This window comes from Sphaerisporangium sp. NPDC049003 (assembly GCF_043197795.1).
Lineage (GTDB): Bacteria > Actinomycetota > Actinomycetes > Streptosporangiales > Streptosporangiaceae > Sphaerisporangium.
This window is the reverse complement of record NZ_JBICTU010000020.1, coordinates 1-14,305: the sequence shown is the minus strand read 5'-3', so window position 1 is coordinate 14,305 and position 14,305 is coordinate 1. Positions and strand designations below refer to the sequence as shown.

The window sequence follows — 14,305 nt, the reverse complement described above, 5'->3', positions numbered from 1 at the left end:
CCAGCATCGAGGTGCTCCTTTACTTTGAACTGCAAAAAGAAAAGGACCGCTTTATGATAGACGTCGGTCACCCTCGGTCTCTACAACGTAATGTCGGTCGTTCATGGCTGACCGCAGCTCTCACGGGCGCCCTCGCGATGGGCGCACTCGTCGCGATACCAGGTAGCGCGAGCGCGAACCAGGCGCCGCAGAACCTCGGCAAGGCAGCATCCCTGCTTCCCGCCGCGCCCGTGAAGACAGGGTTCGTCGTCACCGTACGACGGGCCATCGCGACCACCGTGACACTGACCTCGTCGCAGAACCCGGCCAAGAAGGGAAACTCGGTCACCTTCACCGCAACGGTGACGGCGACCGGCACCAACATCCTTCCCACAGGCACCGTCGTGTTCCGTGACGGCTCGAAGGATGTCGGCACGGCCCAGCTCGAAGGAGTCGCCCAGGCGACCTTCTCCACGTCGAGCCTCGACGTGGCCTCGCACAACATCACCGCCTTCTACCAGGGCAACGCCTCCTTCGACCCCAGCACCTCGCAGGTGCTGATCCAGAAGGTGGAGGACATCGAGAAGAAGGAAGCCAAGAACGACGACGACGATGACGATGACGATCCTGCGATCGTCACCCACCGCGACGACAACCTGGAGCACCGCTGCCGCCACTTCAGGAACGACGACGAAGAGGGGGCTGACGAAGGCGGTATCAGCAGCGACCAGCACAGCAAGGCGCGGGAAGACCTCCGCCGTCGCTGCCACAGGTTCTGGCACAGGCAGGACAACGATTTCACGACCCTGATCGACAGGGGCATTCGCCGCCATGTCGAGGGCCACTACGACAGGGGCGGCGGTCACCGCGAGTTCTGGGACTCCAGGCACCACCGCTGGGTCCCGGAGCACAAGGAGCACTACCGGAAGCCTCACAAGCACCACAAGGTGCACAGGCCGGTCGTGCAGCATTTCGCCGTCACCGGTTGATCCACCGGCCCGGCGTCAAAGAGGGCCCGCCCGATCCGCTTGGGCGGGCCCTCAGGCTCATCTCCAGCCGCGACAACCACCGAGAGTGCCGCGAGCCCTCGGGTCCGGGACACCCTTGCCCCGGCTCCAGCCGCCAGGACCAGGCCCCCCTGCGCCCCGGCTCCGACCGCCGGATCAAGGGTTCATCCCTGTGGCCACAGCCCGCCGGGGCCGGACGCTCCGTCCCTGGCTCCGGGCGCCGGATCCGGAACCGCTCTTGTGACCCTCACCAGCGAACCGCCGGGCGGCATCCTCTTCCTCCCCTTGGCCGAAGCTCACCTTGGCCGAAGCTCACCGTCATCCCTCGAACCGCGATAAGCGATTGCCTGTATTTCCGGGGGCCTCATGTACGTTCGCCATCGATCCACGCGCACCACCGTCACGATCGTCGCGGTGGTCACCGCGGCACTCGTGGGCCTCGTCATGCTCGTGATCTTCACCAACAGGAAGGTCGACCGCGAGCTGGCGAAGCCACCGGCTCCACCGGCCAAACCCGCGGTCCCGGTCAAGGTGAGCCCCAAGCAACTGGCCGCCCTCCCGCTCTCGACGACGTGGACGAAGGTCGCCAAGGCGGAACTGGACCCGCAGCCCTTCGCCGCCAGCGACGGGCTCATCGTGCATCCGAAGGCTTCCAAGGTCGTGTACGCCGAGCCGGGTGGCCCGCCGATCGCGGTGGTGCCGGCATCCCAGCTGGACAACCCCACCTGGCTACCGGTGATCGAGTCGCGGCCGGAATGGATGCGCGTGCTCCTCCCGAGCAGGCCCAACGGTTCCACAGGCTGGATCCACACCGGCGACGGCAAGATCAAGCAGACATACAGCCCCTACCAGGTGCGCATCAACCTGACCGCGCGGCGGCTGACCCTGCTGAAGGGAGGGCAGGAGACCGGGTCGTGGCCCGTGGCGATCGGCACCAAGGAGACGCCCACACCGCTCGGCCGTACCTTCCTGCTCGCCTCGCTCTCCCCGCCCGAGGTCACCTACAGCCCGGTGATCCTTCCGCTGGGCATGCACTCGGAGAAGCTGCAGACCTACGACGGCGGCCCCGGCACGGTCGGCCTGCACGGCTGGCCCGACAAGAGCGCCTTCGGCCAGGCCGTCTCGCACGGCTGCGTCCGCCTTCCGAAGGACGGCCTGGACGCGGTCTCCCACATCCCCCTCGGCACCTTGATCATCATCACCCAGTAGTCCGTGCCGTCACGGCGGTCAGCGGGTCGCGACGGCCCGGCGGTAGGCACCCGGCGTCACCCCGAAGTAGCGGGCGAACCAGCGGGTGAGGTGACTCTGGTCGGTGAACCCGGTCATCGCGGCGATCTCCGCGAGCGAGTGCCCCTGGACGAGCAGCCGCCGGGCCGTACGCAACCTGAGCTGCCGCTGGTAGTCGCTGGGCGCCATGCCGTACGCCGCCTGGAACGACCGGTACACCGCGAACCGGCTACGCCCGGCGGCCGCGGCCAGGTCACTCGCGGAAATCCCCCCGTCGTCGCCGTCATGCAACAACTCCCGCACAACCCGCGCCGTCCCGCCCCCCGCCCCGGTACGCACCCCCATACGCGGATCGACACTCACCCCGGCACTCGAACCGACACTCGAACCGACACTCGGACCGGCACTCGGACCGCGGCTCGAACCGACACCCGGACCGGCACTTCGACGACGGCTACTAGAACCAGCACTCGGACCGTCACTCGCCCCGAGGCCCGGACCAGCACTCGGGCCCAGGCTCGGCCGGCCGCTCATACCCGCGCCGCGCACACCTGCCCTTCCACCTGCCCCATCGAGATCCGGCACCCATGCGCCCGCCCGCCTGGCCATGGCCACCACCATGGTGTCGAGCAGTTCGTCGCGGCGCAGGGGTGTCGCGCCTCCCAGCAGTGCCTCGTGGAGCCCGCGGAGAGATCTGGCCAGCCCGGCGTCGGGCACCACGGGTTCGGTGAACAGGGGCAACCCGACCACGCGCTCGGCCGCCTCGCTCAACACGTTCGCCACCAGGTCAGGCCCGATGTGCACCATGCGGTACGTGAAGCCCAGCTTGTCGGTCGCGTGCCCGTCATGGGGATCGTCGGGATTGAAGACCATGACCATGCCCGCCGCACTCGTATGGGCCGAACCCCGGCAGGTGAAGCTCTGCGCCCCCTCCTCGGTGAACCCGAAGGAGTACGTCTCGTGGCTGTGCCGGTGGTAGACGTGCCGCTCGAAGTGCGCGTGCATCGCCTCCAGCGGCCGGTCAGGCGAACGCCAGTACCGCGACCAGTCCCCTCCCATCCCCCCATTCTCACCCCCTCGACCGACCCGACCCCTCCACCCGAAGCACGCCCACGACCCAAGGAGCCCTCACATGCCGAAGGGGCCCGATCTCCTGATCGGGCCCCTTCCCGGATGCCGCCCCTTCACTCCGGCCGATGACCGGCGTGCTCAGAAGGAGTAGACAGGTCCCGCGCCGACGCGGAGAAGGCACAGGTTGCCGAAAGTGTGCCCCACTTACCCCGGCTGCGTCCCACATTTCGCCGACGACCGGCGACACCGGCTCGGAGACCTGCGGGCAGACCGTCCTCGGCAAGGCGTTCAGCTCGCCGGGGTCGCCCCCGTCGCGGTCACCTGCTCCCCGGGTACCGCCGCAGCCTTGACCTCATCCGCCGCAGGCTTGGCCTCCTCCGCGGGCACGGCGGCAGCCTTAACCTCCGCCGCAGGCTTGCCCTCCGCCGCGGGCTCCTCCGCGGGCTCCGCCGCGGGCACGGCCGCCGGCTGGGCCTCCACCGCAGGCACGTTCGCCGGCTTGGTCTCCTCCGCAGGCTTGGTCTCCGCCGCAGGCACGGCCGCCGGCTGGGCCTCCACCGCAGGCACGATCGCCGGCTTAGCCTCCTCCGCAGGCTTGGCCTCCTCCGCAGGCTTGGCCTCCTCCGCAGGCTTGGCCTCCTCCGCGGGCACGGCCGCCGGCTGGGCCTCCACCGCAGGCACGATCGCCGGCTTAGCCTCCTCCGCGGGCTTGAGCTCCGGTGCCAGCACAATGGCCGGCTGAGCTTTCGCCCCCGGCACCGCTGCGGGCTGAGCCTCAGCCGCGGGCACGGCCGCCGGCTGCGCCGGGTCCGTGCCGATCGCCTCCTGCTGAGAGCTCGCTCCCGTGGTGTTCCCCTCCTGAGGCTCCAGGCTCGAACCCGCAGGCGGCGGCTCATTGATCGAACTTGCGTTCGCGGTCGACGATCCGACGGCGGCAGCCGTACCGAGGGCCAGGGCCAGGCAGCCGAGACCAGTGAGAAGACGTCGCATGTGAATCCCCCGATTACCTAGGACGTTTGAGCGACGGCCAGCCTGCCGCCCCCGTACACCCAGATCAAGGACCGACGCTCCGCGTTCCAGGGAGCATGCGGCGCACCGCCGTACAAGACAGGTCACCTCGTGCACCGCGAGGCTGCGGATATGCGTTTCGACACGAAGATCGGCATCGTGGTCCGGGAGGATCTGGCCGTCTGGCAGAAGCTCAACGTGACCGCGTTTTTGGCGAGTGCCGTGGCCGGCGGGGCCGATGACGTCATAGGCGAGCCGTACACGGACGGCTCCGGCAACGCCTACCTCGCGATGTTCCGCCAGCCGGTGCTCATCTACTCCGCCGACGCCGAGGGACTCACCAGCGTCCACACCCGCGCCCTCAGCCGAGGGCTCGCCACAGCGGTCTACATCGAGGAGATGTTCAAGACCGGCCACGACGAGGACAACCGCGCCGCCGTCCAGGCCGTCCCCGCCGACGCCCTGAACCTCGTCGGCCTGGCCACCTACGGCCGCCGCAACGCCATGGACAAAACCCTCAAGGGCCTACCCCTGCACCCCTGATCAACGAGCCCCAGGCTCCCGAGCCGACTACCGAGTACCCGAAGCCCAACCAGCTCTCCGGGATCGAACTCCACCCTGAACGGCTCGGCCGGCGACAGGCCCGGCCGAGCCTCGGCCACCGGCTCGCACGTCCCGTCACGCTCGCCGAACACCTCGACCAGAGGCATCGCGCCATCCCCGTGCAGCTCGACACGCATGAAGACCGGCACCCCGGCCGGCCTCCGCGTATGACGGGCTTCACCACATAATCGCGCTTCTTGTTCCCAGGGCTGACGGTCTCGACGGCCATGAAGACATCGTCGGAGTACAGCACGACGGCCCCCAGCGACGATCGGCTCCGCCCTGCCGACCACGACACCATTCGGCATAGTCACTACTGGAGATCCCGCGAAATGACTACCAGGTCTCTGGCAAACTGCAGAGCAGGATGTCCGCGGATTTCTGGCTGGCGAGGTCAGAAGATATGTCGGATCAGATTCGGCGGCGGTTGAAGGCTCGAATCGAACGCGCCGTCGGCGCTTACCGTGTCGTCATCGTGGGTGGCCCTCGCCAGGTTGGCGAGACGACCTTGGCCAAGGAGTTGCTGGGGACCCGGGGGACGTTCAAACAGTTGGGCAGAGACGGGACGCGGGCGAGGATGCCGAGCTATGGGACTCCATAGCCGGTGACGGCATTCCCGATGCGACGCGGTGACGTCTACTGGGTCAACTTGGTCATGGTGAAAGGCTCAGAAGCCAACAAGACCCGCCTGGGCGTCACCGTGAGCAATGACGCGGCCAACCGTGCCGTAACACGCAGCGGCCGGGGCGTGGTGACGGTCGTCCCCATCACCTCTAATGTCGATCGCGTATTTTCCTTCCAGGTTCTGCTACCTGCCGGCGAATGCGGGCTCGGCGTCGACTCGAAGGCGCAGGCCGAACAGCTCCGAGCAGCCGCCGTCGACCGGCTCGGCACCCGGATCGGGGCTCTCCACCCCACGACCCTGGACAAACTGGACAGCGCCCTTCGCACCCATTCGCCCTCTGACGTCGATCACCGCGCGCAAATCCGCTGTCCTTTGTAAGCCGAGAAGTTTCGCAGGCGCTCGCCCTGGAAGGTCTCTTCTCCAGACTGAGAGCAGGAGACCGCGCTGCGACGCGTCCCCTCCTCGCCATCAGACGGCCGGATGCGGGGAGACGTTCGTGGAGTTCGTGTCTGTCGTCGAAGCGGCGGGGAAGGCCGTCGACCTCGTCGGCGTGGGGATCATCGTCGTCGGGGCACTGCTGGCGAGCGGTGTCTTCGGCCACGAACTACTACACCGCCGACCGCCTCACGACGCCTACCGGCGCTACCGCCAGACCCTCGGCCGGGCGATCCTGCTGGGCCTGGAATTCCTCGTCGCCGGAGACATCATCCGCACAGTGGCCATCTCCCCCACCTTCCAGAGCGTCGGCGTCCTCGCCGCCATCGTCCTGGTGCGAACCTTCCTCAGCTTCTCCCTAGAGGTAGAACTGGAAGGCCACTGGCCCTGGCGCCTTAGGCGTGAGTTGCCCCGATCATGACCCTCACATCTCCAGTCATCATGCCGCTATCGGCGAGCTACCTCGTCTTCTCCGGCTTCCGAGTCGTGGCGATCGAGGTCAAGACGACCTTCACGGTCACCGGCAAGGTGATTCGCCGAACTCGTCTTTGGAAGAGATGCACGGCGTCGCGCTACCACCGCCGTCGATCAACTCGACCCGCAGGGTTCCGCCGACGTCCAGTACGACGACACCGACCGAGCCGTCCTTCCCACTGGAGGTGTGGCGGATGCTGTTGCCGACGAGTTCGCTGAACAGCAGCTGGGCTCGAGTCGCATGCCCGTAACGCTCACCCAGAAGCTTGCGAATGAACCATCGGACTTCGGCGAGGTGCCCCACGAGATACACCGGACCGCCATCCAGCTAGTCCAGCTTTGCGTAAGGAATCCCATTGAGTTGAGTGCTCCGTGGCCACAGGGACGGTTCACATGGACCTATGCCGTAGTCTTCGCAGTTCTCTTTGATGTTCACTATGTACATGGTTTTGACATGGCTCTTACTCAGAAGCCGACCCAGCAGAATTGGATTTGCATCCACTTCGACGTACCCGTAGATATTCCCTGCTCTTGCCACCTTTGAGACCCTGTCCAGGCTTAGCCCGAACTGCTGCAACAGGAAGTCGTCCTCGGGGCGAAGCGAGGCGACCCAGGAACGGAATGTTCTGGTGATGGAGAAACTGTCGCTATCGCAATTATGACAGAACATGGGGCTTTTGGAGTCCCAATATATGGGCACCTTTCCCTTAGCAGGAGAGAAAAGCGCGTTGGCAAAATGCAGGTAACCTCCCCGTCGGATCTCATCGGCTTTCATTGGTCTCTTCAATTCCACGACCGCAGTCACCGATCTGGTTCGCCCAGCACTCTTCAGCACGTCTTCTACATTCTTCTTTGACGGGGCATCGTTCCCTGGCATACCGATGCGGGAGAGAGCTTGAGTCAAGACTGCGGCACCTTGCGGCTTGGACTCGGAGCCATAGAGGGCTCTAGACATGTCAATTGACTTCCGGTCGCTAGGGCTTGAGAAGTAAATCCGCCCAGACTTGCCGTCCTGCCGGATCGCTAATTTCACCCGCTGATCCTCCCCAGAGTGTAATCGCCAAATTGGTTCGAGGTCTACCTGGACCGCCATCTCATCTGCAGAGCGTACGGCCGGGTAATCCCCAAGGGATACGGAGTAATCGGGATTAGTCACCCTGAACGCATTTGCTGCCACATATCCGTACCGCTCAATATCAGCATAATGATAGTTGCGGTGCGATTGGTTCGCCTGCCGCGGCGCTGCTGTAGTTTCGCTGCAACCCGCAAGAAACGTACCGAACATCGCGATAAGTGCAACGACACGCACGATTTGGGGCATTGTCTTCTCCGTTGCCAATGAGCAGTGGTGACCTGGGCAGTGAAATGCCCAGGCCAGAAGCTGGCGTTGGTGTTGAGCACGGGTTTCGCTGTCGCAGCGTAAGCGTCATTCGCGTTTTCGTACGCGTCGTTCACTAAGGTCAGGCCGTTACCGAGTTGCCCGACTTGGTGGGTCGCGGGACCGTAGATGGTGGCGGGCAGATTATGTCCAGAGGAGTCGGCCGCGATTGTTCCGGTCGCCTCATCGAGCTTCCAGTACGCCGCCTCGCCGGTCGGCACCGCCGGCGGGGCTGCCATGGTGGAGTCGTTGACCGAAACCGTGTAGTCAAGCTTCGTCCCTTCGGCCACGCTGGACTTGAAGCCGACCTTGACGTTCGTGCTGCGGGCGACCGCGTCATTGCCGTCCATGGAGTCGATCGACTCGGCGGTGACTGTGGGGATCTCGGGCGGCAACATGTAGGTGACGGTGAGTTTGGGCGGCTTCGCACCTGTGCCGGTGGTTTCGGCGGAGTGGAAGAGCGCGGTGCCGTTTTGGCCCCACGTCATCGACTCGTTGACGCCTCGGATCTGCAGCCCGTGGTTCGGTGCCCCTCCCGCCCACGACGAGGCGATGGTGGTGACCGACCAGGTGAAGGGCTTCGGGTCGCTCCAGTTGGAGGGGCAAAGCTGGAGCTGCGATCCGGTTTCGTCCACCCCTGGCATGTGAGTCCAGTCGACTGCTCCCGGCTGCCAGGCTGAGGTGAGTCGAGACACTTTCAGGCCGTTCAGCCAGAAGTTGCATCCGAGCGTCTCTGTCGCCCAGAGGTCCAGCCGCGCGTCTCCGATGGCTCGCCCGGCGATCGGGGCGGTGTCGAACTTGAGCAGAGCTCTGTAGTACTCGATGGCTTTGTCGCCACTTGTCCGTACGGTGGACTCCCCACCGACTTTCAGGAGGGTCGCGTTGGGTTCGTCGTAGCCTCCCCACGAATAGGTCGGCTTGGAGTGCACGTAGGTGTCGCTCAGCAGGGTGAGTGTGGTGGTCGGGTCGACCGTGACCGGATACTTGGTCGCCGGGTCTGCGAGGAACTTGGCATCCGGCTCGAGGACCAGTATCTGCTTGCCGGCTTCGGTGATCACCCGCGTACTGATCTTCCCCAGCCGGTGTTGCGTGGGGGTCTTGCCATCCTTGCTGGCAGTTTGGGGGCTGCTGTCCAACATGAGCGGCGCGGGTGCCTGGGCAATGGTCTTGCCTGAACTGTCTGACAAGCGCAGGCGGCCGTTGGTACTCGCGCTGAACTTCAGTCCGTCGGTCTGCACCGGGAGGCGGAACTCCGTCGGGCCGCTCGGCTTTGAGCGCAACACCACGTCGTGCCGGAACCCGGTGGGCAGGGCTCTGACCACGAGATCCGCGCCGGGTCCTGCCGCGTCACCGTACGTCGCCACATCTCCGGTGACTACCGGTTTGGGCAGCGACTCTGGCCAGTCCAGCGAGAAGCTCTGTCCCTTCTCGCGTTCCATGGACGCGAACGGGCGGTCCTGGCCACCAGCCGAGAATTCCACTCCGCCCTTGGCGACCTTCGGTCTGAGCACACCGTCATGCTCCACAAGGGTGGTGTCTATCCAGGCCCATGAGCCATCTGGCTGCTTTGACATCCTATGGAGAGGCCCTAGATCTTTCCTTCGGCCTTAAGGGCTCTTATCTAGAAGGCTCCGCGCATAGAGGTCTCGGTGACGTGCATTACTTTACCGGGGATCTGCCTGGGGCCGAAAGCCGTTGGAGAAAGGCGCTGGCGATTCTCTCGTCGAAAAATTTTCACCGAGGCTGGAAAAATATCCGCCAAGCTTGGCGAACTCGCCGACATCCAAATCGAATACCCCCTAGCCAAGTACATGACATAGACCCGCACATGGCGATGGAAGAGGCGATACCACCGACCGTCTCCTGCCTCGGGCAGAGTGACGGCTTCCGGCCGACGATCGTCCCGGTTCTCCGGGGGGGGAGGGGGGACGGTTTCGGCACCGCCCCGGTCTCAGAAGTTGAAGACGGCCCCGGTGTAGGCGCGGAGTTCGCAGGGGTTGCCAAAGGTGCGTTCGAAGTAGAGGTGGTGGCCGTCCCACATGCCGGAGGCGGAGACCGTCATCGGCTCGTAGCGCTTCGCGCAGGCGGTGTCCGACGAGATCTTCAGGTCGCCGAGGTCGCCCTTGACCGGTTCAAGCAGCCGGCAGGCCTCGGTCGCGCGGGGATGCGTGCCGCCGGGCGAAGCGCACTGCAGGAGCACGACGCGGTCGGACGGAGTCGCCGTCTCGCCTTTGGCGATCGTGAGCAGCAGCGCCCGGCTTATCCCTCTCACCGGGTGCCAGGCCGCCGAGTGGGCGGCGGGCCCGCCGGGGAACGGCCTCGGGATCGAAACGGCGCCCGCCCCCGCCGGCGGGGCCGTCACTCCCACGGACAGGGCCACCCCCAGCGACACGACCACCCCGAAGGACAGAACCGCCCGCAGGGGCAGGGCCACTCCCGGAGGCAGGGCCGCGCAGATCAGGCCAGTGAAGAGACGTCGCATGTGAATCCCCCGATTTCGCATGGCGTGGAGCGGTAACCCACCTTCCGCGTACGACGCAGTCACCGATCAAGCACCCACCCTTGATCGAAGAGCGGAGTTGGACGTACCAGGTATCTCTCCGGTTCCACCGGTTTCATAACAAGCCGGTAACGGACCTCCATTTTTGTCCGCTTTGGGACCTAGTGACCAAGATCGCCGGAGTACGGTCTGTGCTGTCTCTTTACGTACGCGTGGGACCTTCCCGGGCATCCCATGACAAAGAAGGAGCTCAATGAACACCCGAGCAAAGCGCCTCATCCTCCCTGTCGGTGGTGCGATCGTCGCCACCAGCATGATCGGCGCGACCCTCACCACCGCCGCCAGCGCGCAGGCCAAACCGACTCCCCTCAAGTCGGGCTCGCTGGCCAACGGGACCGACGCGAAGGCCATCGCGGGGTCCTGGACGCCCACCAAGCTCAAGGCGGCGAAGAGCTACCTCGAGGACTCCTCGCTCTCCGGCAAGTTGAAGAAGAGCACGAGCAAGGCCTCCGCCGACGGCAAGGCCGGCTCGATCGCGCCGACCGGCGCCGGAGGCAAGACCGCCGGCATGTCGAAGAACGTCAACCTCCCCACGAATGTGGGCAAGGTGTTCTTCCAGGTCGACGGCAAGCCGTACTGGTGCTCCGGCACCTCGGTGCAGTCGAAGTACCGCAACCTCGTCGCCACGGCGGGCCACTGCGTGTACGACACCGACAAGAACACCTACGTCGACAACTTCGTCTTCATCCCCGGTTACTACCAGGGCAAGGCGCCGTGGGGCATCTACGTCGGCGCGAAGGTCAACCTCCACGACGACTTCACGGTCTACGAGGACTACGACTACGACTATGCCTTCGTCAACGTGTACAACGGCGTCAAGCAGACCGGCGAGAAGATCGTCGCCAAGAACGAGTACGACGCGTACAAGGGTCCCAAGTGGGCCAAGGACGAAGAGATCACCAAGGACGAGTACCAGAAGAAGGTCGACGAGAAGGGCGGCGAGACCGCCGACGCCTGGTCGAAGTCCACTGGTTCTGAGACCGTCCTCCCGTGGGGCACCGCCGGCGGCCAGCGCGTCGTCAAGGAGGTCACCAAGGACGAGTACGACAAGGCTCCCGCGGCCGACGCCAAGGTGAACTACGCCAAGGCGCCGGGCAAGACCGCCACGGAGATCGTGGACGAGGTCACGTACAACAAGTACACCGGCCCCGGCTACAAGAAGATCGTCGACTCGGCCTACACCATCACCCACTACTACGTGAAGTACTGGGTGAAGAAGACCACCACGGTCAAGTACTACAAGACGGTCTTCCACATCAAGACGTTCGTGGACGCCGGCCGTCTCGGCGACAACGTCGGTGGCCAGGGCTTCACCTGGAACCGGAGCACGAAGGCGAAGCAGTTCAGCTTCGGCTACCCGACCGCCGCGCACCTCGACGGCAACAAGGCCTACACCGGCGAGACGATGAAGTGGTGCTACGGCCAGACAGCCGCCGCTCCCGCCGTCGCCAAGTACAAGGCCGAGGAGCAGCTCGCCATCAAGTGCGCCTTCACCCCGGGCGCCACCGGCGGCCCGTTCCTGATCGTGTACAAGAGCAGCACGCGTACCGGTTACCTCAACGGTGTCGTCAGCCTGACCCTGGACACCGACGGCAACGGCCGCTACGACCACATCACCACGCCGTACTTCAACAGCGACACCTACGGCATCTACAAGTACGCCGCCAACCTGTGGACCGGGAAGCTTACGACCAGCTGACGAATGCCGCGGCAGGGTAGGGGGCCCGGCCGCATGACCGGCCCCCTACCGGCGTACTCGTCCCACGACCCGATCACCCATCCGATAACGAAGTGAATCCAGGTCGGGCCAAGACGGTGCCGATTATTAGTTGATCTGGAAAAATCGCCCTTCACTGTTGTCTGCACTCTTCTGATCACTGGAAGGTACGAAATGCCACCCCGAGCGAAGCGGATCGCGCTCACATTCTGCGGTGCCCTGGTGACCGCCAGTGTGTTCCTGTCCGCAGGCCCGGGGCTCGTGGGGGCGCTGGCCGACAGCGCGCCGGCCCCTGCGGGCATCACGACCCTTCCAATGGCGCAGAGCGACGCGGACCTGCAGAAGGTCGTCGACTGGTGGACGCCCGACCGGTTGAAGAACGCCAGTGGCTACGCGCCCAAGACGGCCGCGTCCAGCGTCACCGGAACCGCCTCTGCGAGCCCGAGCGGCACCCCCACCACGCTCACCCCGGCCGCGGCCGCGGCCGACAACACGACCAAGGCCCCCAACAGCAAGACGACCGCCCTCTTGGGAGTGGCTCCACCGAAGACGGTCAAGACCGTCAGGACCAAGAACGTCAACCTGCCTCCGACGGTGGGAAAGGTGTTCTTCCGCATCGGCACCACCGAGTACTGGTGCTCGGCCTCGTCCGTGCACTCCAAGTACGGGAACGTCGTCGCCACGGCGGGTCACTGCGCCTACGACGTCAAGTCGGGCAAGCCGGTCGAGTCCTGGGTGTTCATCCCCTCCTACACCGGCAACGGGGCGACGCCGTACGGCATCTATGTCGGGCACACGCTGCACATCAACGACACCTACGCGGCGACCGGCGACTACGACTTCGACTACGCCTTCGTGACCGTCCATCACGGCTACCGCTGGGACCCCGACAAGGACGTGAACGGCGTCCCCAAGAAGGACGCCAAGGGCCAGCAGATGTACAGGTCCGTCGACACCGGGCGACTGGAGAACCAGGTCGGCGGCCAGGGCTTCGCCTGGAACAGGGGGTACGTCGTCGCGGCCTACGCGTTCGGGTACCCAGCCGGCCCCAACCCCGACCTCAGCCGGCCCTACACCGGCCTCACGATGGTGTCGTGCCTCACCCGGGCCACCAAGAAGATCTCCACGCCGAAGTGGGAGCTGGACAACGGCGTCCTGTTCAGCGGTTGCGGCTTCACGGCCGGAGCCAGCGGCGGCCCGTGGCTGATCAAGTACAGCCCTTCGCGGCGCATCGGCTACCTGAACGGCGTGAACAGCCTCACGTATGACCTGGACGGCGACGGCCGCAACGAGGGCGTGTCCTCTCCGTACTTCAACACGGCGACCTATCTCGTGTACTCCTACGCGACCCGCCAGAAGACCGACTGAGCTTCGAGATCTGTCACATCGGGAAGGGCCCGGCTGATGCCGGGCCCTTCTCGGTGTACGGCGGAAGAGGCGGCAACCTTCCCGCTTTGACCCGTTCCCGCAGAGAACACTTCCGGGTCACTGGCCGCTTCCATGCCAGATGGACTACCCGCCTGGTTGATATGTCCGATTCGGGGTGCCTGCGGAGGCGTTAGACGTAGCCACTCGCCGATTTGGCTCCCCTCAAGGGGTGTGATCTGCATCACATAAAAACCAGCACTGTCCGCAGCGGTTCACTCACACCACTTCTGGACCGTTTGTCACACCCGTACCCTGATCTGCGCGAATGCTACGGACTTGGCGTGACTTGACTGCTGAAATCCACCGATCCGGCGATCACGGAACGATCACGCAAGGACGAACGCGCAAAAATCGCCACGGATCCGGTTACCGCAAACAAGATCTTCTCTGTATCTTCTGGTTATCCCTTTACTGACGCATGGGGCGCAAGATGCGTTCCACGACAGGCCCAGGAGTTTCCTTGAACACCCGAGTTAAGCGTCTCGCCCTCCCGATCGGTGGCGCCATCGCCGCCACCAGCATGATCGGCGCCACCCTGGTCACCTCGGCCAGCGCGACGACCGCCCCCACCAAGAAGGTCGTCTCCCTCGCCTCCGCCAGCAGCGCGAAGAAGGTCACGAGCTTCTGGACCGCCAACGGCGGTGCCAACCTGAAGGCCGCCGCGCAGTTCACCGGCGACGCTCAGGTCTCGGGCAAGGTCAAGCTCGGTGGCGGCGACGCTGCTCCTGACGGCAAGGCCGGCGTTGTCCCGCCGATCGGCCAGGAGAAGGTCACCCCCACCAAGGTGAAGAAC

At 65.1% G+C, this 14,305-nt stretch carries 13 protein-coding genes and 1 pseudogene; 8 read left to right on the top strand and 6 right to left on the bottom strand.

From position 1 onward, the window contains the following. Nucleotides 1–137 precede the first annotated feature (137 nt). The gene (locus ACGFIV_RS22025) at nucleotides 138–968 is read left to right on the top strand and encodes an Ig-like domain-containing protein (RefSeq protein ID WP_392837338.1); all 831 of its coding nucleotides are present in this window, start codon (nucleotides 138–140) and stop codon (nucleotides 966–968) included. A 384-nt stretch (nucleotides 969–1,352) separates the two neighbouring features. Beyond that, nucleotides 1,353–2,195 carry a L,D-transpeptidase gene (locus tag ACGFIV_RS22020; RefSeq protein ID WP_392837335.1) on the top strand — a complete coding sequence of 281 codons (843 nt, stop codon included), beginning with the start codon at nucleotides 1,353–1,355 and terminating at the stop codon, nucleotides 2,193–2,195. 18 nt (nucleotides 2,196–2,213) lie between these two features. Here the strand turns inward: ACGFIV_RS22020 and ACGFIV_RS22015 are convergent, their stop codons facing one another. Next, on the bottom strand, nucleotides 2,214–3,272 hold the full coding sequence (locus ACGFIV_RS22015; protein WP_392837332.1) for an AraC family transcriptional regulator: 1,059 nt from the start codon (nucleotides 3,270–3,272) through the stop codon (nucleotides 2,214–2,216). 300 nt (nucleotides 3,273–3,572) lie between these two features. Continuing rightward, nucleotides 3,573–3,965 carry a hypothetical protein gene (locus ACGFIV_RS22010; protein WP_392837329.1) on the bottom strand — a complete coding sequence of 131 codons (393 nt, stop codon included), beginning with the start codon at nucleotides 3,963–3,965 and terminating at the stop codon, nucleotides 3,573–3,575. Nucleotides 3,966–4,424: 459 nt separating this feature from the next. On the opposite strand from ACGFIV_RS22010, the gene ACGFIV_RS22005 reads away from it, so the two are divergent. The 3 genes from ACGFIV_RS22005 (at nucleotide 4,425) to ACGFIV_RS21995 (ending at nucleotide 6,376) form a co-directional block, all read left to right on the top strand. Beyond that, nucleotides 4,425–4,835, top strand: coding sequence for a DUF2000 family protein (locus ACGFIV_RS22005; protein ID WP_392837326.1), 411 nt, complete (start codon nucleotides 4,425–4,427; stop codon nucleotides 4,833–4,835). 664 nt (nucleotides 4,836–5,499) lie between these two features. Then, on the top strand, nucleotides 5,500–5,898 hold the full coding sequence (locus ACGFIV_RS22000; RefSeq protein WP_358549968.1) for a type II toxin-antitoxin system PemK/MazF family toxin: 399 nt from the start codon (nucleotides 5,500–5,502) through the stop codon (nucleotides 5,896–5,898). Between the two features lie 118 nt (nucleotides 5,899–6,016). Then, nucleotides 6,017–6,376 carry a DUF1622 domain-containing protein gene (locus ACGFIV_RS21995; RefSeq protein WP_358549970.1) on the top strand — a complete coding sequence of 120 codons (360 nt, stop codon included), beginning with the start codon at nucleotides 6,017–6,019 and terminating at the stop codon, nucleotides 6,374–6,376. A gap of 96 nt (nucleotides 6,377–6,472) precedes the next feature. On the opposite strand, the gene ACGFIV_RS21990 is transcribed toward ACGFIV_RS21995, so the two are convergent. From ACGFIV_RS21990 to ACGFIV_RS21975, 4 genes are all read right to left on the bottom strand, one after another. Next, nucleotides 6,473–6,742 carry a hypothetical protein gene (locus tag ACGFIV_RS21990; protein WP_392837321.1) on the bottom strand — a complete coding sequence of 90 codons (270 nt, stop codon included), beginning with the start codon at nucleotides 6,740–6,742 and terminating at the stop codon, nucleotides 6,473–6,475. A 15-nt stretch (nucleotides 6,743–6,757) separates the two neighbouring features. Then, a complete protein-coding gene (locus ACGFIV_RS21985; RefSeq protein ID WP_392837318.1) occupies nucleotides 6,758–7,462 on the bottom strand; it encodes a hypothetical protein in 705 nt (234 codons plus the stop codon). Between the two features lie 119 nt (nucleotides 7,463–7,581). Beyond that, on the bottom strand, nucleotides 7,582–9,318 hold the full coding sequence (locus ACGFIV_RS21980; RefSeq protein ID WP_392837315.1) for a DNRLRE domain-containing protein: 1,737 nt from the start codon (nucleotides 9,316–9,318) through the stop codon (nucleotides 7,582–7,584). A 440-nt stretch (nucleotides 9,319–9,758) separates the two neighbouring features. Further along, the gene (locus ACGFIV_RS21975) at nucleotides 9,759–10,289 is read right to left on the bottom strand and encodes an SSI family serine proteinase inhibitor (RefSeq protein WP_392837312.1); all 531 of its coding nucleotides are present in this window, start codon (nucleotides 10,287–10,289) and stop codon (nucleotides 9,759–9,761) included. Between the two features lie 271 nt (nucleotides 10,290–10,560). Here ACGFIV_RS21975 and ACGFIV_RS21970 point away from each other — a divergent pair, with 271 nt between their 5' ends. The 3 genes and pseudogenes from ACGFIV_RS21970 to ACGFIV_RS21960 form a co-directional block, all read left to right on the top strand. Further along, nucleotides 10,561–12,066: a hypothetical protein gene (locus ACGFIV_RS21970; RefSeq protein WP_358549980.1), complete on the top strand. Its 1,506-nt coding sequence runs from the start codon at nucleotides 10,561–10,563 to the stop codon at nucleotides 12,064–12,066. Nucleotides 12,067–12,306: 240 nt separating this feature from the next. Continuing rightward, a complete protein-coding gene (locus tag ACGFIV_RS21965) occupies nucleotides 12,307–13,452 on the top strand; it encodes a trypsin-like serine peptidase (protein WP_392837308.1) in 1,146 nt (381 codons plus the stop codon). Between the two features lie 520 nt (nucleotides 13,453–13,972). Further along, nucleotides 13,973–14,305 (top strand): annotated as a pseudogene (locus ACGFIV_RS21960) (hypothetical protein); the annotation flags it as partial.

Coding starts and splice junctions, on each gene's coding strand:
- ACGFIV_RS21970 (WP_358549980.1), top strand. CDS start 10,561: ATGAACACCCGAGCAAAGCGCCTCATCCTCCCTGTCGGTGGTGCGATC.
- ACGFIV_RS22020 (WP_392837335.1), top strand. CDS start 1,353: ATGTACGTTCGCCATCGATCCACGCGCACCACCGTCACGATCGTCGCG.
- ACGFIV_RS22025 (WP_392837338.1), top strand. CDS start 138: ATGGGCGCACTCGTCGCGATACCAGGTAGCGCGAGCGCGAACCAGGCG.
- ACGFIV_RS22015 (WP_392837332.1), bottom strand. CDS start 3,272: ATGGGAGGGGACTGGTCGCGGTACTGGCGTTCGCCTGACCGGCCGCTG.
- ACGFIV_RS21975 (WP_392837312.1), bottom strand. CDS start 10,289: ATGCGACGTCTCTTCACTGGCCTGATCTGCGCGGCCCTGCCTCCGGGA.
- ACGFIV_RS22005 (WP_392837326.1), top strand. CDS start 4,425: ATGCGTTTCGACACGAAGATCGGCATCGTGGTCCGGGAGGATCTGGCC.